Source organism: Neobacillus phoenicis (assembly GCF_047302305.1).
In the GTDB taxonomy this organism is placed as follows: domain Bacteria; phylum Bacillota; class Bacilli; order Bacillales; family Cytobacillaceae; genus Neobacillus.
On the sequence record NZ_CP154847.1, the window covers coordinates 4,446,418 to 4,472,419 of the forward strand.

A 26,002-nucleotide genomic window follows, 5' to 3' on the forward strand; every position below is an offset into this window, starting at 1 on the left:
AAAGGTTCCACCACGATAGATGGGTTATGTTCTGGTATTATGATTAAAAAATAATCCCTCTTCTAACTGTTTCAACTTTGACGTTAATTTTAAACGGCATGTTCGGATATTCCTTTTCCCAATTTAATTTTTTCCACTCTTTATGATGATCAGCGATTAAATAGCGTCCAATTCCAAAGGCATCACAATTAGCACTTTTTAACGTATCTACCATTGCATTTGCTTCCTTCTCAATTCTTCGTGCTACTTTTTTATTGAGTTCCGACTCCTCTTTTTGCCCATATAATGACCCTTTTGGATATTCATTTATTTCGATTAACAGCTTGAGGTCTATGGTTGCTGCAGGCTTCCCTTTTACCATTTTTATATTCATCTTTCTTTTTGTTTTTAAAACGGAAAAAGAGACAAAGTTTTTTACATTATGATCTTCATTGGTTTCTAGACTTTCTGTTAGCTTAATATCCTTGCTCTTTTCTCCTTTAGCCATTAAGAATATAACGGGTTTGTTCCCTTTTAACGTTTTGCCGGTAAAGCTTCTCTTGTGGAATAAGGCAATTCCCGTTACTTTTACCGTGTCCTTATCCAATTTTTCCATATACGGAAGTGTAAAATCCTCTCCCTCGTCAAACATACTTGTTAGAATCGTTTGTTGATTTTCAACAGGAACAATGGTATGTTCTTCCGAACTTTTTATGAGATCAATCAAGGCTTCACTTATCAAATTTTCCTTTAATTTTTTCATTTTGATGATATTCGAAGCTTCGCCTTTCACTACGGCTACTTTTGACGCAAGTGAACTTCTGGGATCCCGAAAAAAAACATCGAAGTAAGGATAAAGGTCCTTTCTGGCGATTTTGTCCCCAATCAATAGAATCCGTAATTTATTTGGTTCATAAACACCCGGGATTTGTTTATCCACTTCTAATCTGGTTTCCCTTATTGTATTTGAAATTTCTTCAACTATGTAATTAATAGACTCACTTTGACCGCCAGAAATGATTTTGCTTGTCCGGATTGCTGTGGTAGATTTTACTTTGTTGTTTTTCGCTAAATCGATGCCAATACTTAAGACAAGAGAGCTATCTTTTAAAAGTTTCTCATCCCAGCATCCTGTCAGGACAAGCAAAATCATCAATATTAAAAAAGCTTTTTTTATCCTCATTGAGATTCCCCTTCATCCATGTCTTTCCTATGTAAAAGGATGGACGAAATGATAGCCAGTAACGGTATTCCTACTGAAAAAATGGCACTTAAAATAGTTATCAATTTAAACTGAGCAATAATGGATTCTCTCGAAACTGGAATGAATAGAACAAGAAAATAAACAAGAACTGTAAGGATGATTGTTGGAATGGTTCGTTTCTTTAAATGAAATAGCGTACAAAATCCGATATTTGTTAGATAAATATAGGAGACATAGCTGGTCATCATCATGACAATCCATAAGGAAACAATAATGAGATCCAGCCTCTCTATGACTCCAAAGATTGTGATCGATTTAAATAAATATAAAATTGGTTGTGGAATCAAAATCAATTCTTTTGAACTAAAAAATAAAATACAGGTTAACACCACATATATATAGGTGAATGTTATGAACACAATGGAAAGTATAGCGAACTTAACCTTACTTTTTATAGTACCCTTAACAAAAGGTAAAATGATTAATAAGCTGTCAAACCCTAAAAAAGAAGGAATGCTGCTTCGACTTCCTTTTAAAATATTGGGAAAGCTAACTTCATTAATCGGAAATAAGTATTTCCAATGTAGATATGGCAAAGACCCTAGGTTCATAAACATGAGAAAAATAATAATCCAAAAACTCAGCTGAAAAAATCGTGTGATAATTCTTAAGTTTTCTTTTCCTAAATACATTCCTAGCATAAATATAAGCAACAAAATCACTGAAAGAGGGGTAGAAGTTAGTATCCAACTACTGATGGTTTCCATGTATAGCCGGTTAATATTCATGCATATGAGGAAAAAATAAATAAGGTAACCGACAATGATGAACCTTCCTAGCCACTTTCCAAACATCACCAAACAAATTTCATAAATGGTTTTCCTTGGGAATCGCCGATGCAAATAAACATAGGTCAAAACCAAAAATAACGCGATAGAACCAGTTATTAAAATGGATATCCATGAGGCTTGCCGAGCATCTTTGTAAACCAAATTTGGAAATGATAAAATGCCTTCCCCTATAGTCGCCAATATAATGAAAAAGAACATCTGAAAGGAAGAAATACTCTCCTTCTTATTCTCCATCCTCAGTCCACCCCTTTTTCCCAGTGGATTGTTTTTGCTTAATTGGTTTTGCTGTACTTGGCCGTGTCTTCATTTTCCAGTATGGTACTCTTATTAACGTGTCTTTTAAATCTGACACACGAATGGGACCCAGTGGTGCGAAATATGGAGCACCGAAAGATTCTAATTTTACCAAGTGAATCATTAAAAACATAAACCCTACAACGATTCCGACTAACCCTAACAGCGATGCCGCAAAAATCATTGGAAAACTTAATAAACGAATCGAGGAGCTCATCTCATGGATAGGCACAGTAAAGGAAGAAATCGCCGTAATTGCAATGACAATGATCATGGTATTCGAAACAAGATTTGCCTCCACAACGGCAGTTCCAATGACTAAACCTCCTACAATGGCTACCGTTTGAGCCATGGAAGTAGGAAGCCGGATTGCAGCCTCTCTTAATAATTCCAGTGTAAGTTGCATAATCAGGGCTTCGATTACAGGAGGATATGGAACATATTCCAAACTTGATTTAATATTTGTCACTAATTCGTAGGGCAGCACCTCATAGTGAAAGGACACAATCGCAATATAAATGGAGGGTAAACTAATACTGATAAAAAAGCCTAATATTCGGATGATTCGTAAAAACGAACCTAAAATAAATCTTGAATTAAAATCATCCGGCGATTGATAAAAGGAAAAAAATGTAACGGGCATGATTGATGCCGCTGCGCTTCCCTCAACCAGGACTACAATTCGACCATCCAATAAGTTCGCGGCAACACGGTCAGGTCTTTCAGTTTCTAAAATTTGCGGGAATGGCGAGAATGAGTTATCCTCAATGAATTCTTCCAATTTTCCAGGTGTAAGATTATTCTCAAGTTTAATTAATGAAATGCGTTTTTTTACCATATTTATCACTTCTGGGTTTGCGATATTTTCCAAATAAAGAATCGATATATTCGTGGTTATTTGCCCTTCACCAACGCAAAGCAGTTCACTCTTTAAATATGGTGTCCTAATACGATTCCGAAGAATATTAATATTTTTATTTAAACTTTCAACAAATCCGTCATGAGAACCATTTACAATTTTTTCTGAATCAGGTTCCATTAAGGAACGGGATTCAAACAATCCGGCATCCAGCAGGTAAGCGGTCATCGAGTTTTCTTCAAAAATTGCGACCTTACCAGCCATAATTCCGGAATATATTTTCTTAAAATCATCTGTTGCATGAATGTCCGCTATAGGTAATTCAAGGAGGGAGTCACGAAAATCTAACTTATTAATTTCATTTACAACTCTACCGTTAACGATATCCTTATTCGTAATCGAGTCAATATACGCAATCCCGATCTTTCGACCCTTTATCTCGAAAACTCTCGTCTTAAAATCATGGATATTAGAAAAGGTATTTTTTAACGTTTGAATATTCAATTGAAAATCTGAATGAATTGTATCTGTTAAAGTATCCTCTGACATCCTTATCCTCCACATAATAGGTAGTTATAGGTTTCTTCATTTACCTATGACCTATTCGTTCAAACTTCTAATAATCAAAAAAAGACACCACTTTTATAAAGTGATGTCTTCAAAATTTAAACCCATCCAAAAAATCTCACCGTTTGAGTTATGATTAGTGGGACAAGAATGGCAAATAACTGTTGGGATAAGAAACGCTAGGAAAGTCCATTTCTTACTCTTTGTTTCTTTATAAATATTAAGCAAAGTCGTACCGCACGGATAATGCAGCAATGAAAATAACATCATGTTTAATGCTGTTAGCCACTTCCAGCCATGAGCTAGAAAGATTTTCTTCTAGTCTACAAAGCTATCAACATCAGTTAAGGAACCAGTTGATAAATACACCATCAACAGGATTGGCAGAACAATCTCATTTGCTGGCAGCCCCAAAATAAAGGACATCAAAATATATCCATCCTGGCCAAACAATAGAGAAATTAAAGGCGACAATTAAAACATCCTGGGCAAAAAAAAGGCTAAAACCCTTGATAAATCAATGATTTTAGCCTCTCAACATGTATGACCTGTGAGGGGTTCGAACCCCCGACCTCAAGCCTGTCAAGGTAGAGGAGAGTACCAGCTAAAATAAGACTGCCAAACCCTATAACAAGAATTTGGGCAGGATGTAATTTAATTAGATTACCTTTTCGTTTAAAGGCACCCACCTTTTATCCCCCTTTTTTAAGGTTTTCCACTAACCTTTTCAAAATTGCTTTATGGTTTTGATATTAGTTTAATTAACTGATATTGGAGAATTTCTGCAAGTCTTCATTTTCTCCAATTACAATCAAGATGTCATCCGATTTTAGCGGGGTTTCCGGATTCGGCAAGATATCAATTTTATTTTTATTTTTTATGCCGATGACGGTTATATTATAATTTGCCCTCATATTGATTTCACGGAGGTTTTGTCCATTCATACTTGCAGGTACTTTAATTTCTTCAATACTATAGTCATCTGCCAGTTCAATGAAATTTAAAACGTTTGGAGATGACATTAACTGATGTGCAAGCCTTTCTCCCATGTCTTTCTCAGGATATATCACACGATCAGCTCCTACTTTATCCAAAACTTGTCCATGACTTTTATTTATAGCCTTTGCCACAACATGCTTAACTCCTAATTCTTTAAGTAGGAGAACGGATAAAATGCTTGCTTGAAGATCATCTCCAATAGCTACAATGACAGTATCAAAATTTCGTATCCCTATATCTTTTAGGGTAGATACATCGGTCGCATCCCCTATAACTGCATGTGTGACGGAGTTCTGATTATCCTCAATGTTTTCTTCCTTTTTATCAATAGCTAGTACTTCATTTCCTTCTTTAAATAAGGCGGCGGCAACACTTGAGCCAAACCTGCCCATTCCAATGACTGCATATTGTTTTTGCATCTTAAAACCTCCTGCTGTATCTCCTAAAACTAATTAATGTAATCCAATAAAAAATACCACTCTATAAGTTGGTTCCAGTTTGTATATGTACATTCTAAATTTTATTCCTTGACTTATCTTTAAAATCTGCTGTCATTCACAAATTAGCCAAGGAAAATTATAGGTGTCTCGTGTAAATATTTTTTATTCAATTATTCAAAAAAAGCCACCCACAGGTGGTTTTAATATTCCTGATCCATTTCTTTAAAACCATTTTCATCATTGATCATAATTGGTAGGCACTGTGTAATACCTTTAGAGTTGGCTAAAACAATCCTTATTATTAAAGTATAAAGAACAGATCCCCTATCTTTTCGAAAACTCTCAGGGATATAAAATGTAAAAGGAATGGTTTCTGATTTATCAGGTAAACTAGAATAAGAAAATAAAACGGTATGGCTATTAATCGTTTCTTCTTCATGAGAATTAGGATCTTTTTTAATTAAATCAATATCATACCTTTTCACTTTATTTTTAATAAGACCACCCTTAAGCTCAATGAAACCGTTTATATTGGTATCAACCCCATAAACTTTTTTGTCAAGCTGGATAGTTGCTTTTGGTACAACTAGATTCATTTTCATCATATAGCCATTCAACATCCGTATCATCACCCGTTTTGTATTTATTCACAAAAAAATAGACCAATAGTTACTTTTCCCCAAGATGGAACAAAACCTTATTCCCGGCATAGATCTGAATAAACAAACAGCCAAAAAATGTTCTTCCATTACATAGGCGAAAAAGTAACATTGGTCTACTTAACATCTAGCCAGCAACTTTTCTCTCTTAGTGTTCCGTCCCCCATGTATCTTCTCAAAAATAGGCACAAAAAAAGACCTACTCTATCTTCAAGCTGCTTCTATGCTTCAATTTGTCCAATGAAACAAAAAAGCCCTTTGAATAGGCGGTCACAGACCTCCTTCGCTTTAGCCGACGAAGTTAGCTGACGGGTAGGATGGCGAAAGAGAATATTCTCATCCTTTCTACAGTAATAGAATTAACCCCCAAAAATTGGTTCCTCCGTTCCCAAATGTCGAGATTAGGCCGAACTATTTAATTAGATGCTCAATATGTGGTCATTTTAGCTCCATTTGAAAAAGCTGTAAAGAGGTATATTTTATTAAATAACCTCTCATTTGCTCATTTTACTAATAAAATTCAACATTTCCTTTAAATTACTCATGATTTTGATATTCGTTCAATTTTAATTAAATGTATTCATAGATGAACTGCATAAGGAACGACCTATAATCATGAAAAACAAAAGAGAACGGAGAGATCACATGGAAGCCAATGTAATGCATTTTGTTCAACGTGAACTAAACATGATCACCATGGTTTTTCTTTTTGGATTAATCGCTATTAAACTTTCCGAAAAAATAAAAATACCCGACGTAGCCCTGTTTATGATTGTAGGGATTTTAATTGGACCCTCCGTCTTCAATATCATTACAGTTCCAAATGACTCTGTTTCCTACCAATTTATCATTGTATTGGGTTCAATATTAATTCTGTTTGAAGGAGGCATTGCAATACACTTTTCAGTACTTAAAAAAGTTTGGGTTACGATTTCTCTTCTATCTATATTAGGAGTGATCATTACGGCTGCCGTTGTGGCTGTTACCGCTTTCTATTTATTAGATATATCTATTCTTTACGCCCTTCTTATAGCTTCGGTTATTTCATCCACAGATCCGGCCACTTTGATGCCGGTATTTAAACAAATAGCCATTCAAGAGAAGGTAAGACGAACAGTTGAAAGTGTGTCTGCATTTAACGATGCAACAGGATCTATTTTAACATTTACCTTACTTGGGGTTATAATAGGACATACTGAATTATCCATATCTTCAAGCATATGGAGTTTTTTTGAGAAGCCGGTGGTGGAATATTAGTTGGAGCAGTGATTGGTTTTATCGGTATTCTGTTAACCTCAGAACACCGCTTTGGCTTTTTAAAAAAATACAGCATTGTGGTCAGCTTGCTTGTATCCATAAGCTCTTATTTAGCAGCAGGATTTATTCAAGCCAGCGGCTTTATGGCTACATTCACTGCAGGACTTATCTCAGGAAACCCACAACTTTTTAGGTTACATATTGCAAAAGAAACAAATTCAACGGTTTTTGCCTTTTCCAGTCACCTAACCTTAATTATTTGAACGCTTATTTTTATGTTGCTAGGAACCCAGGTAGATTTTCGGATCTTAGGTCAGTATTGGATACAAGGAATTTTGGTTGTGCTTGTTTTTATGTTTATTGCTAGACCACTTGCGGTCCTTCTTTGTACTTTACCAGACCGGAAGGCAAAATGGAAAATGAATGAAATTTTGTTTATGTTCTGGGTTCGGGAAACAGGAGTTATTCCTGCCGCTCTGTCAGGGATGATTGTGGCAGCAAAAGTTGATTACGCTAACCAAATTGCTTCCGTAACGTTTATTGCCATTTTAGTCACCATACTGATTCAAGCAAGTACAACTGGTTATGTAGCCAAAAAGTTGAGGATTACTATAGAACCTGTAGAAGGCACTTGAAATAATTACATCTAAACAGGGTGTGGTTTCACCTGCTTTTTGGGGTTTGGACGTAAGATACCGTTTAGTAAAAGATAGAAATAATAAATATTTTTTGATTGCTTAATCTCCTTGATGGAGAGCGGGGGAACCAATTGCTGCTGTAAATACACCGCATGGGGTGAATCTGAAATTTTGAGTAGGGGCTACCCTCATGCCCGAATCCTTCAGCTAACCTCGTAAGCCTTTGAAGAGGAGCAACTAATTTTGTCGTGTCGTTTATACGGATTGTTTAACTGTATACAACCACTGGTAGAGTTTCTCTTCTAGTGTTTTTTGTTTTGAAATAATACTTTATCATGGGTTCTCCATTGGAATTTCAAATTTGATGTACAAATTAGGAAATTGTGAGTTGGCAGCTATTTGTTTTGTTAACCACCAAAACATACCTGTTTAGCAAACTAATAACGATACACTTACAATTGGGGGAAATATGGATGGCTTTTTCTAAAAAGAAATTCGAAGCCGAGATTAGTTCGGCCTTTATAAAATTTCATAGGGAATTATTATGACGAGGTCCACAGGAAACGAAAAAGAACTCGCTCATTTTGGTGGACTTGATTTACATGAAAGCAATCAAGATGATGATTAATAATACAAACGGTCTCGACTTCGCAAAAAAAAGCAGGTGAATATTATGTTACAAACGTATTGAGTCAATTAATTTGATGCTTTTGTTGTTTTAGGGATAGGCTTCTCAATCTGTTGATCTAAGCGCTAAGAGGGAATAAGCGATTGTTCTTTTGAAGAATCGCCTCAATTAGTAGAAGTTGAATGTAGCCCAAGATTAATACCTATTGGGTAAATTATGTTAATACGTGATTGTAATGTAAAAGCCGATTTTTCTAAGTATTAATGGAAAAATCGGCTTTATTTCAGTAAGTATAAAAATTAGTTCCATTTGAAAGGTCCACACTGTAAATGAATTAATTAGTATTTAAACACTGAATAAACTAAAACAAAAGAAGTAAATTAAGGCAAACATTAGGTATTTGTCATAAATCGATAACCAATTCCTGATTCTGTAATGATAAAGTTAGGCCTTGCAGGATCAGTTTCAATCTTTTTTCTCAAATGCCCGATATATACTCGCAAATAATGACTATCCGTATTATATTGATTGCCACCCCAAACCTGCTGAAGCAATTGTTTATGAGTCATAACACGCCCAGCGTTAGTCGCAAGTATTTTCAAAAGTTCATATTCCGTTGGGGTCAGTTTAATTTTCACGCCATCTAATTCAACAGTTCGCCCAGTCAAATCAATAACAAGCCTTCCAAAATCCAAGATAGGTTCATCTTGTGATTTGGTATTATGTCTTAATGCAACTCGAATCCGAGCAACGAGTTCACCCATTCCAAATGGTTTCGTCACATAATCATCCGCTCCGCTATCTAGTGCAGTAATCTTATCTTCTTCCCGGTCCTTTGCCGTCAGAACAATAATCGGTAATTGGGTCCATTCGCGAATGCGGTGAAGAACTTCCATACCTGGGATATCAGGTAATCCTAAATCCAATACTATAAGATCGGGGCGAACCATTGTCGTTTTAAGAATCCCTTCTTCCCCTGATGATGCCGCTACAATTTCAAACCCCTGGGCATGCAACGTAACACGTAGTAACTTTTGAATCTGGGGTTCATCATCGATAACCAGTATTTTTACTCCAGAACTAGTCAAGTGGTTTCAACACCTTTTTCTTGTAGATTTTCATTTCGCAATAATGGAGGATCAATCAAGGGAATAGAAACCGTAATGACAGTTCCAGTTGGACTGTTTTCTGTCGCTCGAATGGTACCCCCATGTGCTTCAATAATCCCTTTACAGATGGCTAGGCCAAGTCCTGTGCCAGGAATATTTCTCGTAGATTCCACTCGGTAAAATTTACCAAAAATACGCCCTAATTCATGCGGGGGAATTCCTACTCCTTCATCTTTAATGGCAATTTCAATCACATTTTTGTTTTTCTTTGCAGAGAGCACAATTTCGCTTCGATCGGGTGAATACTTAATAGCATTGCTTAATACATTAACTAAAACTTGCTCTAAAAGTACGTCATCCACTTTGATTGGAGGAATGGATTCATCGATCGCCAATCGGATAACACGATTTTGAAGTGAGTCTTTTACCTGAGTTAAGGCAACCCCTACAATGTCTTCAAGGTCACACCAATGCTTTCGTAAGCGTAACATCCCACTCTCAATACGAACCATTCCTAACAAATTCGTAACTAGGCGATTCATTCGCATGGCTCCCTCACGAATGGTCGATAGGAGTTCGTGGCGATCATTAGGACTAAACACCGCGTCCCCATCTATCAGAGCCGTCACGGAGCCAATAATTGTAGCGAGAGGAGTACGTAATTCGTGAGAGATTGAATCAAGAAGAGCGGTTCGTAACCTTTCGGATTCAGCTGTTAAATGGGCAACCTTCGCTTCCTCTTGGAGTTTTATTCGGGCAATTGCCACTGCAGAAAGGCTTGTGAGGGCTTCAATTAACTGCATTCGGTCAGAAGTTACGACCAAATCGTGATTTTTTAAATCGACAGCCAACACACCATGAATTTGGTCTTCTGTTTTCAGAGGGAAATATAAGTCAGGTGAGTCATATAATGTTTGTGTTCCCTTACCTGCTATCTCTCCGTTTCGATATACCCACTTTACTATGACCATACTTGTTTCTCGCTGGCCCCAGTTCAAATCTCCACTCGAATATTCTGTTAAACGCAATTCACCTGTTTCCGAAGGCAAATATATCGATACTTGGGCACCGATGGTTTCAGATATTTGCCGAACCATACTTTTAAGTGCAGCACTCAAATCAGTAACTGCCGTCATTTGACGACTTAACGCATACAACGTTGAAGTAATTGTTTCCCGCTGTCTTACCTCATGCAATTGGTGCCTTAATCTGGATGCCAGACTTGCCGTAAGGGTTGCAACCACCAAAAACACAGTGAAAGAAATCAAATAACGTAAATCGGACACCGTTAAACTATATACTGGAGGAACGAAAAAATAATCGAAAGCAAGAACCCCAATCCCAGCAGCATAGAATGAAGGTCCAATCCCCCAACGAACTGACCCAAATAGTACGGGAAACAAGTAAAGAAGCGCAATGTTTACTAAATCAAATGATAGTCCAAATATTCTTAAAAGTATCGTAAGCAAAGCTACAGATGCTGTAATGATAAAATATGGACTCCATTTCAAATTCTCTCTTGAAACAGGAATATGCCTTTTGTCGTGACGGGTCTCAACCTTACCCGGTATGATATGCACACTAATTTCATGACTATTTCGAATGACTTGATTTACAACAGAACCATGCATCCACTCCCAAATACGAGAATACCTTGGCTTGCCAATCACAATTTGTTTTACATTCTGGATGCGAGCTAGCTCCAAGATCTCTTCAGCCACACTGTTTCCGGTTATAGTCATTACAGTGGCACCAAGTTCTTCTGCAAATTGAAGATTACTTGAAAGTGCTATACGTTCTTGCTCACTCTTTGGAAGCCTACGAGGTGTTTCAACATAAACAGCGATCCACTCCGCTTTAAGGCTGGTCGCCATTTGTCGAGCCATTCGAATGAGCTGTTTCGAAAAAGGGCTGGCACTAACACAGACCATAACTTTTTCCGAAACTGGCCATGGACCAGGGATTTTATTGGAATGCATGTATTCATCTAACTGCTGATCAACCTGCCCCGCAGCATAGCGAAGTACCATTTCTCGAAGTGCAATGATATTTCCAAGACGAAAGAACTTACGGGCATCTATGTTTTTTGGAATGGTCCGGATTTTTCCTTCTTGGAATCTCCGTAAGATCTCATCTGAGGGACTGTCCACCAAACGAATTTGGCTTGCATGTTCGAGGAATTTATCTGGTACAGTTTCATTCACTTCAATACCGATAATTTTAGAAACAATGTCTTTTAAACTTTCTACTTCGTAAATATTTAAAGTAGTATAGACATCGATTCCAGCCATCAGAATCGCTTCCACATCCCGATAACGTTTTGCACGCGGTGAACCGGGCGCATTGGAATGTGCCAATTCATCAATGAGTACAATTTGTGGGTGGCGATTTAAAATTTCTTCAACATCCATTTCAAAAAAATGGAGTTCCTCATCTTGAATAAGGCGAGGTTTTATAATAGGTAACTCTTTTATTCTCTCCTTCTTCTCGTAACGATCGTATTCCTCCAACCAACCAATCAAAACATCTTGTCCCTCTTTCTGCTTAATACAAGCAGCATCTAACATTGCATAAGTCTTACCAACCCCACTTGATGCACCTATAAAAACAGTTAGTTCACCGTACTTTTTTTCTGTGGATCGATTCATTCCTACGCTACTTTCCCATTGTTTCTTATCCATCGTTTACCACCTCCTCTATCTTTTAAATTGAACTCATTTGTATTGTCACAGTTTAAGGAAAATCACTTTAAAAAGTTAACCTAATTCAAAATCTCATAAAATCCTAAACATTGATATTTTAGGTTATGAGCATTAAATATCCCTTCCCGCAACATATATATATTTCTTGATCAGTATTCATCTTATCATAGTCCCTCGAATTTGCTACGACATATAAATTACAAAGACACGATTCACTCGATTACTTTCCATTTCAAAATCCAAACCTTTTTTCTATTCTTTCTATCTATGATGGATTTGATATTTGGTCAGCTACAATTAATACATCCAAATGGCGTACTTCCCTTAACAACCGTTCCGTAACAGAACCTTTTTTTATTTCCTCCCAGCGGGTACGGGCAGATTGCCCAATAATCACTTGTGTTGCCTTTTTTTCATTCATTTCACTTACCAATTTTCTAAAGATATTCCGCCTATCTGATGTCTCATACATTTCAAATGTACCCCCAAGGCGTACTGTCAGTTGTTGAATTTTTTTTGAGGTTTCCTGCTCTTCTACTGTTAATGGATGGTCTTTCACATAAGCAACATACCAAATTGCTTTTAAACGGTAAGCAATACGAAATCCTCGGCGAACAAGCCTCTCGCTATCAGGACGCAAATTCGTACAAACAAAAATGACTTCTTGCTTTCTCCAAGGTCCCCTTAACGTACGTTTTCTTTCCCAAGCCTCAAGTCGTTCATCTACATCATCGGCTACTTCTCTTAAGGCCAACTCTCGGAGAGCGATAAGATTTCCGGTCTTGAAAAAGTTATTCAGTGACTGCTCAACTTTTTCCGGAGCATAAATTTGCCCTTCCCTCATTCGATCTCTTAATGCCTTTGGCGAGATATCAATTAATTCCACTTCATCTGCTGCACGAAGAATATGATCTGGCACGGTTTCCCGTACCCTGACCCCTGTTATTTGTTCTACACTGTCATTTAGACTTTCTAAATGTTGAATATTCATAGTAGAGATCACGGAGATTCCTGCATCCAAAATTTCTTCAACATCTTCAAAACGTTTATGATACTTGCTGCCTGGGACATTTGTATGGGCTAACTCATCGACTAGCACAACCTCAGGATTACGATTTATAATCGATTCCGTATCCATTTCTTCAAGTGTGGTCCCTTTATATGAGATCTTTTTTCGAGGAATTATTTCTAATGCACCAATTTGTTCGATTGTCTCCTTACGACCATGTGTTTCCAGTAATCCAATGACAATGTCAATCCCCTTCTGCTTCAGTTCATTTGCTTCTCTTAACATTGTGTAGGTTTTACCAACTCCAGGTGCTGCACCAATATATACTTTTAGAGTACCCCGGTTAATCTTGTTAATTTCGTTTGCCAGCTCTTTAAGGGTAAGGCGGCGATAAGGATTCAACTCTTCTTTCTTCATTTGTTTTGTAGGTATAACACGTTCTCCATCCTTTTCGGCACGGTCGGCTACGATAAAAACATCTATATTTCTCGTTTTCCGAAGTATTTTATTGATAATCGATCCGTAGACAATTTCCTCCCAACGTGATCGCTTCGATTGCCCCATTACAATCCGAGTCACATTGTGTCCCGTAGCATATCGAACGATTTGGTCAGCAACCGAATCTTGTTCTAGCGGTAATTCTTCAAACTCACCGCCGACTTTTTCCACCAGTTTTATAATGGAACGCTTAAATGTTTGTTCATCATTAGTTAAATTTTTATTAGAAAAACAAACAACAAGCAGGTCCCCGCCCAATCTTTTCGCAATTTGCTGCCCACGCCTTACCAGGATCGATCCATTCCAATGGTATTGCACAGTTACTAATATTTTTTCGGAAGCTCCGGAAGGACCAATCATCCCATGCTTTTCTCTATATTCATCTAGGGCTTCATTTACCTCCCCTGCTAAAAAGCGAAGCGCAAGTTCACGGAGGACAGCAAGGTTATTCCGTTGAAAAAGGTTATTTCTCCCTCGCTTTTCCTCATGCTGAAACTTGATATCCCCTTCCTGGAGCCTGTTAAGAATTACTTCCGGAGTTACATCCAATAGCTTTACTTCATCGGCAAGTGCCAAGGTATTCTCTGGGACTCTATGGTTCACTTTTACCCTTCCACCCGTTAATTTGTCTGCTATTCCCTTGACGTCTTCTAACTCATAGATGTTAACAGTTGTAATCACACTTATTTTCATGTTTAGTAGATAGTTAATATCATCTAAACGAGTGGGTCTCGGGGCATCGGGTCGATTTTGATGTGCTAACGCATCAACCAAAACGACCTCTGGATTTCGGGCAATGATGGCATCAACATCGAGATCGTATTTTTCCACTCCATTGGCCACCCATTTAATTGAAGGAATCGTCTCTAAGCAACCAATTTGCTCAATTGTTCTCGGGCGGTTAGAAGGACTGACAATTCCAATGACAACGTCTATGCCTCGTTTTTTTAGAGTGTTCCCTTCTAGTAACATATGATAGGTTTTGCCCGTACCACTTACAGCACCCAGAATAATTTTAAGATGCCCTTTTCTTATTTTTTGTATAGATTGCAGGATTTCCTCAGGTGTCTTTCTGCGGTACTGTTCTTCACTCATGAATGTTCCCTCCTTAAGTTAAACTAGAGCCTGATCTTTCATCAACTTCAAATCAATTCCAAATATAACTAACTTAAAAAAAACAAGTATGCATTCCCTTGTTTTTGTCCTCTCCTCTTGTTTTTTGCTCTTATCTAATTCGTCTTTAATCTTCTCCCCAAAACGCAATAGAAAAATGGTTTAGATGACCGTGTCTTAGACTTTTACAGTCGTCCATCAAAATGAGAAAAAAAGGGAGAGCGGAAGCCCCCCACTTTTAGGTTCATCACTTTAATAGTTCCTTTAAATCGATATTAAGCTTTAAGACATTGACTCTGGGTTCACCGAATAATCCAAGTTCTTTTCCTTCTGTATTTTTCTTTACTAAGGCTTCTAATTTATCCTTGTCTATCCCAGTCAACTTCTGTATACGAGGGATTTGTGCCATCGCAGCCTCTGGACTAATATCTGGGTCTAAGCCCGAGCCTGAGTTTGTTACAAGATCGATTGGTAGCTGATTCACAGGAACATCCGGATTTTCTTTTTTCCATTTCTCTACAGCCTTTGTCGTACGTTTTATCATATCAGGATTGGAAGGGGCATAATTATTCGTTCCAGATCCTGCAGCACCATAATCAATACTGGATACTCTTCCTTCGAAAAGTGTCGGATCATTAAATTTTTGCCCAATCAGTGCTGATCCTATAACTTTCCCCTGTGAATCATAAATAAGACTTCCATTTGCTTTTTCAGGAGCTGCTGCCTGGGCAATCCCTGTAATCAAAAGATGATAACCTAATCCGCATATAACCATTAGCGAAAGAGTTAATATGATGTTTTTGAATATAGTTGTCAACATAATTCTTCTTCCTTCCCTTTAACCTTTATTTGGGAACTAAATAAATAGATTTACAAAAATATCAATCAACTTAATTCCAATAAACGGAACCACTACACCACCTAAACCATAGACAAATAGATTTCGGCGAAGCAATTCTGAAGAACCCATTGGCTTATAGGCTACCCCTTTCATAGCCAGAGGTATTAACATCGGAATGATGATGGCATTGAATATCAATGCTGAAAGAATAGCTGACATCGGTGAACCAAGATGCATGATGTTCAGCACTTTTAATTCAGGAATAGCTAACATAAACATCGCAGGAATAATGGCAAAATACTTGGCAACATCATTCGCAATACTAAATGTAGTTAAAGCCCCACGGGTCATTAACAATTGCTTGCCAATCGATACCACTTCGATAATCTTGGTTGGATCCGAATCAAGATCCACCATGTTTGCTGCTTCTTTCGCAGCACTCGTACCACTATTCATTGCTAAACCTACATCCGCTTGTGCAAGGGCAGGAGCATCGTTTGTTCCATCCCCCGTCATCGCAACCAATTTTCCTTCTGCTTGCTCTTTACGGATGGCAGAAATTTTATCTTCTGGCTTTGCCTCCGCGATAAAATCATCGACACCGGCTTCTATTGCAATGGTAGCCGCGGTTAAAGGATTATCCCCTGTACACATAATCGTTTTTATGCCCATTTTGCGAAGATGTTCAAATCGCTCTTTCATTCCAGGTTTTACGGTATCTTTAAGATAGATAAGTCCATAAATGATTTGATCGACCGCAACTGCAAGCGGAGTTCCCCCCTCAGAAGCAATTCGATTCGATTTTTCCTCTAAATCGTTAGGAATCTGACCGCCTTGATCTTCCACCCACTTCTTAATAGAATCAACGGCACCTTTTCGAACTTTACATCCGTTTTTTAAATCAATCCCGCTCATCCTCGTCTCTGCTCTGAATTCGATAAAATCACAACCGTCAGCCAAAGAATCGTTATAAGTAAAGTTAAGCTTTTTCATTAACTCCAGTACGGAACGGCCTTCTGGAGTCTCATCCTGAACCGAACTAACTGCTGCCCAAGATGAGATCTCCTTTGGACTATGATTGCCAACAGGAACAAATTCACTCGCCATCCGGTTTCCAAAAGTAATCGTACCTGTTTTATCTAGAATAATCGTATTAATGTCACCTGACGCTTCTACTGCTTTACCAGACATAGCAATGACGTTAAATTGGGTTACGCGGTCCATACCAGCAATACCGATCGCTGATAATAAGCCGCCAATCGTTGTCGGGATGAGACATACTAAAAGAGCAATTAACACCGGTACCTCTAGATTAATATGCAAATATTTCGCAAAAAATGGTAGAGTTACAACAACAATCAAGAAGATTAACGTTAAACTTGTTAGTACTGTGTTCAAAGCGATTTCATTTGGAGTCTTTTGTCTTTTCGCTCCTTCTACAAGTGAAATCATTCGGTCAAGGAATGATTCTCCAGGGTCGCTTGTGATCCTTACTTTGATTTCATCACTAACTACACGGGTACCTCCCGTTACAGAAGAAAAATCCCCGCCTGCTTCCTTAATAACCGGAGCAGACTCACCAGTGATGGCAGATTCATCGACAGAGGCAATCCCTTGGATGACTTCCCCATCTCCTGGTATCAATTCTCCTTGAGAAACAATGACGATATCTCCTTTGCGGAGATCTGTCGAAGACACTTTTACAATAGACCCATTAACGATTTTGTTTGCAATACTATCCTTTTTGGTATTCTTTAATGAGTCGGCTTGTGCTTTCCCACGTCCTTCTGCTAAGGCTTCAGCAAAGTTTGCAAATAAAACAGTAAATAAGAGAATAATAGACACAGTTGCATTAAACCATGGGGAAACTGCGCCACCTAATGCACCAGGAAAAAGAGTGAAAAGAACAGTAATCAGAAAACCAACTTCAACAACAAACATAATCGGGTTTCGGATCATGACCTTCGGATTTAATTTGATAAAGGATTCTATCATCGCTTGTTTAACAATATCAGAATTTAAGATTGTTTTTTTCTTATTACTCATGGTTTTACTCCTCCATAGGAAATTCCACTATTATTTTAAAGTCAGCTGCTCGGCGATTGGTCCTAACACAAGACCTGGGAAGAACGTTAATGCGCCAATTAGAATAACTGTCCCAATAAATACCCCACCAAACAAAGCATTATCTGTACGGAATGTTCCTACCGTCTCTGGAACAGGCTTTTTCGCTGCCAAAGATCCAGCAACCGCTAGTAATGTGACAAATGAAATATATCTTCCCAGGAACATCACAATACCCGTTGAAATATTCCAGAATGGAGTATTATCTCCTAAGCCCTCAAATCCCGATCCATTATTTGCAGCTGATGAGGTATATTCATACATAGCCTGCGTCAATCCATGAAAACTTGGATTTGAGATCGTTTCAGGATGCAATACTACTGCAATGGCTGTCGGAATTAAAATTAATATTGGATGTACCAATAGAGTGACAGCAATCAAAATCATCTCTTTACCTTCAATCTTTTTCCCTAAGAACTCTGGTGTCCGTCCTACCATGAGTCCGCATAAAAAGACTCCAATCATTGCGTACATTAAAACATTCAGGAAGCCTGCACCAACACCGCCGAAAATCGTATTAAGCATCATATTGGATATTGTTACCAATCCGCCAAATGGTGTAAGTGTGTCATGCATCGTATTGACTGCCCCGGTCTCAGACGCGGTTGTGACTACAGAATAAAGTGCTGAAGCAGCTACGCCAAATCGTACTTCCTTCCCTTCCATGCTGCCCTGGTTATGCTGGATGCCTAAAGCGTTCAACACAGGGTTTCCATGATATTCAGAGTTCAGAGATACGCCTAACATGATGAGGAACATCATAAACATAGAAATAAACAACACTCGGCCTTGTTTGGCATTCCCCACAATTTTTCCATAAGCAAACGGAGTAGCTGTACCAATTAATAACATAAGCAATATTTGAATTAAGTTACTGATGGCATCTGGATTTTCAAAAGGATGCGCTGAGTTTACCCCAAAAAAGCCGCCCCCATTATTTCCTAATTCTTTAATTGCTAAAAATGATGCCACTGGACCTCTGGCAATTTGCTGGGTTGCACCCGTAATCGTTTTTGCCGTTGCGGTTGGTTCTAACGTTTGCGGTACTCCCAAGAAAAGAAAAGCTAATGCTGAGATAAAAGATATTGGAATAAGTACTCGGAATATCGAACGAATTAAGTCTACATAAAAATTCCCTAATGGTTTGCCGGCCAATCCACGAATAAAAGCAATGATAACAGCTAGTGCGGTGGCTGGCGCTGTAAACATCATTAATCCAATCGCTACCATTTGGGATAAATACGATAACCCGCTCTCCCCACTGTAATGCTGTAAGTTGGTGTTTGTCATAAAGCTTATGGCTGTATTAAACGATAAAGTTTGCTCCATTGCCTTGATTCCACTCGGATTTAAAGGCAAAACTCCTTGAATGCGGAAAAACAAGTAAACTAGTAAAATCATCACCGTATTGGAACAAATGACGGCGATTGCGTACTGCTTCCAATTTTGATCTTTTGTTTTGATCCCGGAAATTCGAAAAATCAACTTCTCAAAGCCAAAAATCCGGTTCAATTTGGTGTTGTTATAATCAAATGCTGCTGCTAAATATACTCCCATTGGTTTGGCAAGCAATAGAACCAGGAGTAAGGTAATCCCAACGGATAACAATGCGGTAGTCAATGTATTTCCCTCCACTTGAAATCAAGTTTAATATTTTTTTGAATTAAAATTTTTCAGGATTAATCAGTACATATCCTAAATAAATAAAAAGTGCAGTTGTTACGATACCTAAAAACACAATCATTATTTGCCACTTCCTTTCTGTGTTACAGAGTCTGCCCAACTAACAAGTCCTAACATAAGAGCTCCTAAACCTAAGATGGCAACAACCATTAAAATATCCAGCATTTGGATCACCCCTTTATTAATTTATAGAAATTGTCTTTGCTTTTTAACTGATTATCGATTCCTTATTAATTAACCAATGGTATTGGTTTTTTTCAGATTGGCTGGTAATCACGAAATCAGCTAATTGCCTGTAAATTCTTGAGTAGCGTGTAGTATGGGTGATAACCATAATTTCACATGTACCTAATTCGTTGAAGAAATTTACTTTTTCAATTCCTTCTGATAGCTTATCTGGAAAAATATAGACCATATCGAAAGTCAGTAAGTCTAATTTTTTCTTTTCAAATTGGATTAATGAAGCAGGTATTAAACCGTCTACCCATTTCCCATTCCCCTCGAACCTTACATAATAAGCGAGTTCATCTGACTGATTCGGTACGATCCTCATATTGCTTAGGCTTATAATTATAGAAATAAACGGTTCTCCTTTGCCAACCACCAATATATTTTTCATGTTTTTCCCCCCTTATAGAAAGACGTGAGCTCATTGGCATAGATAAATTCTACTTCGGTTTCGCGTAAAAATAGGGTAAAAATTTCCCGCAAAGGTGTAAAAAAAATATAAAAATTATTGGGGGAAAATTTCTTATATTTCTCATTTTCTATATCTAGGAACAAATAATAGACCAATTCTTACTCGTCCCCCAGTATCAATGCCAACGATAACCAAATAGAAATATCTCAAAATAGATATACTATTAAGGTGTTTCGTTACATTAATCAATAATTGGAGAAAAAATACTCATGGCCTATTTCATACCCAGCAAGCTTATTTCTTTATTAAGGATGGTTTATTTCAAAAAGAAACCTGAGGCGGAGATTAGTTCAGCCTTTATAAAATTTCAAAGAGAATTACTTTGCAGGGGTCCTCAAGAGGCAAAAACATTTATTGTCAAAAATATGGTCATTACCAGATTCCAAGGTGTATTAACAAATGTGGAAATGCATCTGGTAAAACATGATACAGTAGGAATTTGGTAAAAAATGTGACTAGTCCTTCACGAAACATATAACCATGAATTTGAAAAAATTGTAGAAAATTAAACCCATTGTACTGTCCTGTCATAGTGATATAAACACGAAAATGGGCGAGAGAATAGAAGTATTTATTGTGGATAAAAATTTAGAAAAGTTCTAGAGGAAAAGTTGCGAATATAAAAAATTCATACTATTACTAAAATAAAAAGCCAAGGACTCTAACATTGGCTTTATACTTTGAATTCATTTTTCTATACAAAATTCTTTAAAGAGATATTTTTGTAGGATAAGCCTGTTTGTGATCTTTTTGATGTTTATGTTATCAATCCACTTTGCAAGTGGTCGGAGTAAACTATTTATGGCAACATGCTCCAATTAAAACAAAAAGACATACTTCATTCGAAACTAAAATATTTGTCCGTAAACCCGCGATACAATTATGCCATTGTCGTTCTATTCCAATTAGGATTCCTAAAGACACTGCTGTAAACATCCTTAAAATAATATCGTATTCTATCATTTTAATATTTCTCCCATATTGATAAAAATGGTCAATTCTTCTTTTTTCCTTTTTTCAATCTTTATATCTTTCGAGCAAACTTAAAATAAAGATTAGCAAAATAAGTGTAGCAAATCCAACGGAATCATAAAATGTCCCCACCACGATTCCCCCCAATTTTCAAGTATGAGGATTAGAATTTGCAGATGCTATAAAAGAACTATATAAACTCTCCATAAAAATAGGACCTAATCCTTTACAATCATCTAATTTCAAATTAGGTCTCTCGCTTCCTAATATAACGAAACAAAGAAAAATTACACAGCATTCTTTTGGATTTATAAACATTAAAAGTTTTATTGCTATCTAATGCACAGCACATCAAATTTATCATTTTATAGTTAATGAACAATAACTAATTCTGCCGTATCCAGACCAAACGAACTATGAAGAGATCTAACAGCTGTTACCATCCTATCGGCAGGGACTAGACATGAAACCACATTTTCCGAAGAACTTATCATATTTGGAGAGACATTTGAGCAGGCAAGTGCAGTTAGCATTTTTGGGACGATATCCGTAGCAGAGATCAAACCTTCACCAACAATTGAAACTATACCTAATCCTGTCTCTACATAAGCCTCATCAAAGGCAATACTTTCTTTCAGTGACTCTAATAACTTTAATGTCAGCTTTGCATCCTCCTTTGATACAACGAAAGAAATATTCGTTTTCGGTAAATCCTTGGAGCTTAGATAGAAAAAATCAATAGGAATTCGGGATTGCATCAATGAGGAAAATAAAGCATACATTCGATCTGCTTCATTAAGAAAATTGGTAATTATTATTGACACCACATCCTCTGTATGGGGAATGCCGCATACGTGACCGTCTTTTTCCATTCCCAAATTCCCTTGTATATAAGTCCCTTCAACATTGGAATAACTGGATCGCACCGTTAATCTTACTTTATATTTCTTCGCATACTTCACGGCACGCGGATGTAAAACACCTGCCCCTAATTTTGCCATTTCCAACATCTCGTCAAAAGAGATACTTTTTATTTTCCTAGCTGTAGGTACAATACGCGGGTCAGCAGAATACACTCCATCTACATCTGTATAGATTTCACATAAGTCAGCATTGAGGCTGGATGCCAACGCTACCGCTGTCGTATCGGATCCTCCGCGTCCCAACGTAGTAATTTCCCCATTTTCTGTAACTCCTTGGAAACCAGCGACAATTACAATCTTTCCCATATGAATATGGGACAGGATTTTAAAGGTGTCAATTTCTTTAATTCTTGCTTTGGAGTGTTCCGGTTCTGTTAATATTCCAGCCTGCCATCCTGTTAACGAGACAGCAGAATACCCCTTACTTTGTAATGCCATGGATAGTAAAGCGATCGATACCTGTTCTCCCGTTGATAAAAGCATATCCATTTCCCGCTCAGGTACTTCATCCCAGATTTCTCTTGCCATATCCACTAGGACATCTGTTGTTTTTCCCATTGCCGATACAACAACAACGACATCTTTTCCTTTTTGCTTTGCGGCAATAATTTTATCAGCAGCCTTTAAAATTCTCTCTATAGTTCCTACCGAAGTGCCTCCGAATTTTTGTACGATCATTCCCATTTTTACCAACCTCTCTTCTTCCGGCTTATTCCAGTAATCTTAGCCATTTTCCTAAACTCAAACTTAATTTTATTGAAAGAAATCTTCTGGTAAAATCCATCAGGTTTTACAAAAAATAGACCTAGATTTCTTTCTCCCCGTATTTGCAGACATGCAAAATCATAATCGTTCTGTGGAGAATAGAACTATTCCCAAGCTGCATTATGATTTGCAACACCAAAATAATATAGGAGAAAAATTCATCAGGTCTACTTAACGCCTAGCGAAGATTTTGCCTCACTTTGCGTTCTGTCTTCCAAATTCCTTTTTCTAATTCATTGGCAGAATAAAGAGACATAAGTTTCTCTTATTTATTTATTTTTTTCTACTTTTCAATTTTTCTAGCAAAATTAAGTAAAAGAATACTATAAAAGGTGTAGCAAAACCAAGGTAATCAAAGAATTTTTCAAACATAATAAATTCCTCCAAATTCAATACTACACAAGACCGGTTTTTTATGATTGAATATAAACCCATCGATGTTAGATAAAAATGCAAACAAATAAAGAACCGTTGGGATTCCTGATTCAACTTTGAAAAAAAAGGTACTCATTGGTCTACTATTTCAGAACATATACTTTCAATATCATGTGTTAAATTTTCACATGATTTATATTAATTTTGCCAAATCACTATGAGCCCTTCCTCTCTCACAGCACTTGTGGCTCCGACGACCACTCCAGGTTGATTTGGTTTTAGAATTAGATTTATAGATTTATATTTTTTTAATCTGGTTTATTTCGTTTCTCCCATAATATTTCTTATCTTACGCCAGATTTTACGAAAAAAAGTTGAACAACCAAAGATGATAAAGCCAATTATTCCAATGCCTGTGCAAATCATAACCTTCCAAATTAGAGCCTCTTGAATTATTGACATTCTGATACCTCCACAAGAATTTTTTCATCTTTAGAAATTCTTTAAGTTGAACTAGTGTTAATTTTTATTCATATTGAATTGTTTATCTTGGATATTCTGATTCTACTTCGATTCCGCGTCAAAATAGGGTAAAAATTTCGCGCAAAGGTGTAAAAAAGTTATAAAAATCCAAGGGATGAAATTTCATTGTGTTCTCATTTTTTTATAATCTAGGAACAAAAAATAGACCAATGCTTACCCTTCTTCCATTGATTGCATACAAACCCATCGTTCATCCATCTATAAAAGGTGAAGTAGATGAACAAACATGTGGATATATGACTCAAATCATGGAAAGAAGGGACTCATTGGTCTACCTATGTCCAAGCCAATTCCGTCTAACATCATGCGCCAAGATAATGGTCCATTCCAGAACTAATTGAGGTAAAGTTATTATTACCTTTTTAACAACTAAAAAAAAATAGGTACTGTTTTTTAGCACCTATTACCTTCATATTCTTTAATAATTTTATAAAATGTATTTTTCTTTAGTTCCATTTGATTCATAAAATCGACAGCCGTTATTTCGTTCCCTTTCCATGATTCATATTTTGTTTTTAAAATTGCTTTTTGTTTCTCATTTAATAAGTCTAGGTTCATTTTCGGTCTACCTAAATGTTTTCCTTTTGCTTTTGCCGATTCAATCCCTTCCCGTTGCCATTTAATAATATCCTCTCTTTCTTTTTCCGCAACAAATGAAAGAACCTGCAATATTAAATCAGAAATAAATGTCCCCAGCGTATCCTTGTGCAGTGTTGTATCCAGCAATTGCATATTAATCACCCTTAGAAACTTGTAGTGAGCGATTAAAGAAACGCCGTACAAGAGAAAGAAATACTAAATAAAGGGGAGATAATAATGGCACATATAGAAGAACGGGGTAAAAATTCGTATCGTTTGATTGTTCCACTCGGTTTTGATACAGAAGGAAAGCGTATTAGAAAAACAAAAACCGTAAAATGCAAAAATAAAACAGAAGCAGAAAAAGAACTGGCAAAGTTCGTTGTTGAAATTGAAACTGGAGAATACATAGCTCCACAGAAAATGACGTTTTCCACATTTGTCGAGGAATGGAAGGAAAAATATGCCCGAAAACATAATATCCCAAAAACATTGGAAAATTACATGTCATACCTGGAACAAAGGATTATTCCCACTTTTGGTCATATACGTGTAGACCAAATTAACACTTTTCAAATTCTCAATTTTTTAGAGAGCCTTTCTAAAAATGGCGTTCGTTCTGACGGAAAGGAAGGTGGGCTATCTTCAGCAACCATACAGTTTTATCATCGGATACTAAAAAATATTTTCAGTCGTTGCGTAGAATGGAAGGTTATAAAGGAAAACCCTGTAGCAAATGTAAAGAAGCCAAAAGCGGAATTCAAAAAAGCGCATGTTTTTACAGAGGAACAGGTCCATCAATTAATGGAACACTTATCTAATGAAGATATTAAGTGGAGGATGATTGTAACTCTGGCAATCACCACAGGAATGCGTAAAGGAGAAATTCTTGGATTAGAATGGAAGCACATTGATTTGGAAAAAGGAAAAATTTACGTTCAACAAGCGCTATCCCATACAAAAGAGGATGGTTATATTTTTAAAGAACCAAAAACAAAAAATTCAAATCGTACAATTTCATTATCGAACAGCGTTGTACAACAAATTAAAAAATATAAAGCATATAAACTTCGAGAAAGATTACGAATGGGTATAGAAAGTGATGTACAATTTCTATTATTTTCATCACCAGAGGGCAACCCGATGTATCCATCCAGTATTACGACCTGGTGGAGAAAAAGATTGAAAATATGGTTTACCTCATATTACCTTTCATGAGCTTAGGCATACCTCAGCAACACTGCTGATTAACCAAGGCGTTCACATGAAGACCATTAGCGCCAGATTAGGGCATTCTAAAATAGGTACAACTATGGACCTGTATGGTCATGCTCTGGAAAGTGCAGACGAAGCTGCTGCAAACCAATTCGATCAATTTTTTTCGAAAAATAAAAAGGAACAAGCTTAATAATCTGTTCTAGTTACTTATTTATGATTTAGACTTTTTAATTTTGCCACCAACTTGCCACCAATTCATCTGTACTATTTCAAACTAAATTTTCTGTTATATAGGAAAAACCTTGATAACACAACGGTTACCAAGGCTCTGTATTAATGACCTGTGAGGGGTTCGAACCCCCGACCTCAACCCTGTCAAGGTTGCGCTCTCCCAACTGAGCTAACAGATCGCTTATTAAACTACATATCTAATTATAATAATATTCTAGCAAAAGTCAATAATTAATTTCCAA

22 protein-coding genes, 1 tRNA gene, 2 pseudogenes and 2 riboswitches are annotated in these 26,002 nt (G+C 37.0%); of the genes and pseudogenes, 6 read left to right on the forward strand and 19 right to left on the reverse strand.

The features are described from left to right. Positions 1 to 43 precede the first annotated feature (43 nt). The 6 genes and pseudogenes from AA0X95_RS22755 to AA0X95_RS22780 all read right to left on the reverse strand — a co-directional run bounded on the left by AA0X95_RS22755 (position 44) and on the right by AA0X95_RS22780 (position 5,813). Positions 44 to 1,162, reverse strand: a complete 1,119-nt coding sequence (locus tag AA0X95_RS22755) for a Ger(x)C family spore germination protein (RefSeq protein WP_413301901.1) — start codon at positions 1,160 to 1,162, stop codon at positions 44 to 46. Beyond that, positions 1,159 to 2,268 carry a GerAB/ArcD/ProY family transporter gene (locus tag AA0X95_RS22760; protein WP_413301904.1) on the reverse strand — a complete coding sequence of 370 codons (1,110 nt, stop codon included), beginning with the start codon at positions 2,266 to 2,268 and terminating at the stop codon, positions 1,159 to 1,161. Before AA0X95_RS22760 ends, AA0X95_RS22755 begins: the two co-directional genes overlap by 4 nt. After that, positions 2,258 to 3,736, reverse strand: a complete 1,479-nt coding sequence (locus tag AA0X95_RS22765) for a spore germination protein (RefSeq protein WP_413301906.1) — start codon at positions 3,734 to 3,736, stop codon at positions 2,258 to 2,260. Before AA0X95_RS22765 ends, AA0X95_RS22760 begins: the two co-directional genes overlap by 11 nt. A 116-nt stretch (positions 3,737 to 3,852) precedes the next feature. Then, a pseudogene (locus tag AA0X95_RS22770) lies at positions 3,853 to 4,228 on the reverse strand (nucleoside recognition domain-containing protein); the annotation flags it as partial. A 287-nt stretch (positions 4,229 to 4,515) separates the two neighbouring features. Beyond that, complete coding sequence (locus AA0X95_RS22775; RefSeq protein WP_413301909.1) at positions 4,516 to 5,172, reverse strand: potassium channel family protein; 657 nt, start codon at positions 5,170 to 5,172, stop codon at positions 4,516 to 4,518. Positions 5,173 to 5,393: 221 nt separating this feature from the next. Further along, the gene (locus AA0X95_RS22780) at positions 5,394 to 5,813 is read right to left on the reverse strand and encodes a hypothetical protein (RefSeq protein WP_413301912.1); all 420 of its coding nucleotides are present in this window, start codon (positions 5,811 to 5,813) and stop codon (positions 5,394 to 5,396) included. A gap of 314 nt (positions 5,814 to 6,127) precedes the next feature. After that, positions 6,128 to 6,270: riboswitch (cyclic di-AMP (ydaO/yuaA leader) on the reverse strand. Positions 6,271 to 6,497: 227 nt separating this feature from the next. Between AA0X95_RS22780 and AA0X95_RS22785 the strand changes: the two genes are divergently transcribed. From AA0X95_RS22785 to AA0X95_RS22795, 3 genes are read left to right on the forward strand one after another with little or no spacing between them, the layout of a single operon-like run. Beyond that, positions 6,498 to 7,109 carry a cation:proton antiporter gene (locus AA0X95_RS22785; RefSeq protein WP_413301915.1) on the forward strand — a complete coding sequence of 204 codons (612 nt, stop codon included), beginning with the start codon at positions 6,498 to 6,500 and terminating at the stop codon, positions 7,107 to 7,109. A gap of 8 nt (positions 7,110 to 7,117) precedes the next feature. Then, positions 7,118 to 7,372, forward strand: coding sequence for a hypothetical protein (locus AA0X95_RS22790; RefSeq protein WP_413301917.1), 255 nt, complete (start codon positions 7,118 to 7,120; stop codon positions 7,370 to 7,372). A 12-nt stretch (positions 7,373 to 7,384) separates the two neighbouring features. Beyond that, positions 7,385 to 7,744, forward strand: a complete 360-nt coding sequence (locus AA0X95_RS22795) for a cation:proton antiporter (protein WP_413301920.1) — start codon at positions 7,385 to 7,387, stop codon at positions 7,742 to 7,744. Between the two features lie 89 nt (positions 7,745 to 7,833). Beyond that, positions 7,834 to 7,983: riboswitch (cyclic di-AMP (ydaO/yuaA leader) on the forward strand. 784 nt (positions 7,984 to 8,767) lie between these two features. Here AA0X95_RS22795 and AA0X95_RS22800 read toward each other — a convergent pair. The 8 genes from AA0X95_RS22800 to AA0X95_RS22835 form a co-directional block, all read right to left on the reverse strand. After that, positions 8,768 to 9,463, reverse strand: a complete 696-nt coding sequence (locus AA0X95_RS22800) for a response regulator (RefSeq protein WP_413301923.1) — start codon at positions 9,461 to 9,463, stop codon at positions 8,768 to 8,770. Continuing rightward, entirely contained in the window at positions 9,460 to 12,165 is a 2,706-nt protein-coding gene (locus tag AA0X95_RS22805; RefSeq protein WP_413301926.1) for an ATP-binding protein, read from the reverse strand. Before AA0X95_RS22805 ends, AA0X95_RS22800 begins: the two co-directional genes overlap by 4 nt. Positions 12,166 to 12,451: 286 nt before the next feature. After that, entirely contained in the window at positions 12,452 to 14,788 is a 2,337-nt protein-coding gene (locus tag AA0X95_RS22810) for a universal stress protein (RefSeq protein ID WP_413301929.1), read from the reverse strand. A gap of 265 nt (positions 14,789 to 15,053) precedes the next feature. After that, positions 15,054 to 15,626, reverse strand: coding sequence for a potassium-transporting ATPase subunit KdpC (gene kdpC, locus AA0X95_RS22815; protein WP_413301932.1), 573 nt, complete (start codon positions 15,624 to 15,626; stop codon positions 15,054 to 15,056). A 36-nt stretch (positions 15,627 to 15,662) separates the two neighbouring features. Beyond that, complete coding sequence (kdpB, locus tag AA0X95_RS22820) at positions 15,663 to 17,693, reverse strand: potassium-transporting ATPase subunit KdpB (RefSeq protein ID WP_413301935.1); 2,031 nt, start codon at positions 17,691 to 17,693, stop codon at positions 15,663 to 15,665. A gap of 30 nt (positions 17,694 to 17,723) precedes the next feature. Next, positions 17,724 to 19,391 carry a potassium-transporting ATPase subunit KdpA gene (gene kdpA / locus AA0X95_RS22825; protein ID WP_413301937.1) on the reverse strand — a complete coding sequence of 556 codons (1,668 nt, stop codon included), beginning with the start codon at positions 19,389 to 19,391 and terminating at the stop codon, positions 17,724 to 17,726. A 43-nt stretch (positions 19,392 to 19,434) separates the two neighbouring features. Next, positions 19,435 to 19,515, reverse strand: coding sequence for a K(+)-transporting ATPase subunit F (gene kdpF, locus AA0X95_RS22830; protein ID WP_413310179.1), 81 nt, complete (start codon positions 19,513 to 19,515; stop codon positions 19,435 to 19,437). A 147-nt stretch (positions 19,516 to 19,662) separates the two neighbouring features. Continuing rightward, positions 19,663 to 20,073 carry a hypothetical protein gene (locus AA0X95_RS22835; RefSeq protein WP_413301940.1) on the reverse strand — a complete coding sequence of 137 codons (411 nt, stop codon included), beginning with the start codon at positions 20,071 to 20,073 and terminating at the stop codon, positions 19,663 to 19,665. 332 nt (positions 20,074 to 20,405) lie between these two features. On the opposite strand from AA0X95_RS22835, the pseudogene AA0X95_RS22840 reads away from it, so the two are divergent. Continuing rightward, positions 20,406 to 20,757: pseudogene (locus AA0X95_RS22840) on the forward strand (DUF2294 domain-containing protein). A 192-nt stretch (positions 20,758 to 20,949) separates the two neighbouring features. Here AA0X95_RS22840 and AA0X95_RS22845 read toward each other — a convergent pair. From AA0X95_RS22845 to AA0X95_RS22860, 4 genes are all read right to left on the reverse strand, one after another. Further along, positions 20,950 to 21,117 (reverse strand): MgtC/SapB family protein, encoded by a 168-nt coding sequence (locus AA0X95_RS22845; protein ID WP_413301943.1) that lies wholly within the window; start codon positions 21,115 to 21,117, stop codon positions 20,950 to 20,952. 380 nt (positions 21,118 to 21,497) lie between these two features. Then, positions 21,498 to 22,733, reverse strand: coding sequence for an aspartate kinase (locus AA0X95_RS22850; RefSeq protein ID WP_413301946.1), 1,236 nt, complete (start codon positions 22,731 to 22,733; stop codon positions 21,498 to 21,500). Positions 22,734 to 23,507: 774 nt separating this feature from the next. Continuing rightward, a complete protein-coding gene (locus tag AA0X95_RS22855) occupies positions 23,508 to 23,651 on the reverse strand; it encodes a hypothetical protein (RefSeq protein WP_413301948.1) in 144 nt (47 codons plus the stop codon). Positions 23,652 to 24,125: 474 nt separating this feature from the next. Further along, positions 24,126 to 24,464 (reverse strand): hypothetical protein, encoded by a 339-nt coding sequence (locus AA0X95_RS22860; protein WP_413301951.1) that lies wholly within the window; start codon positions 24,462 to 24,464, stop codon positions 24,126 to 24,128. A gap of 84 nt (positions 24,465 to 24,548) precedes the next feature. Here AA0X95_RS22860 and xerC point away from each other — a divergent pair, with 84 nt between their 5' ends. Together xerC and AA0X95_RS22870 are read left to right on the forward strand one after the other, a co-directional pair. Next, on the forward strand, positions 24,549 to 25,529 hold the full coding sequence (xerC, locus tag AA0X95_RS22865; protein ID WP_413301954.1) for a tyrosine recombinase XerC: 981 nt from the start codon (positions 24,549 to 24,551) through the stop codon (positions 25,527 to 25,529). Positions 25,530 to 25,557: 28 nt separating this feature from the next. Beyond that, a complete protein-coding gene (locus AA0X95_RS22870) occupies positions 25,558 to 25,719 on the forward strand; it encodes a hypothetical protein (RefSeq protein WP_413310182.1) in 162 nt (53 codons plus the stop codon). A 147-nt stretch (positions 25,720 to 25,866) separates the two neighbouring features. On the opposite strand, the gene AA0X95_RS22875 is transcribed toward AA0X95_RS22870, so the two are convergent. Beyond that, a tRNA-Val gene (locus AA0X95_RS22875) sits at positions 25,867 to 25,939 on the reverse strand. Positions 25,940 to 26,002 lie beyond the last annotated feature (63 nt).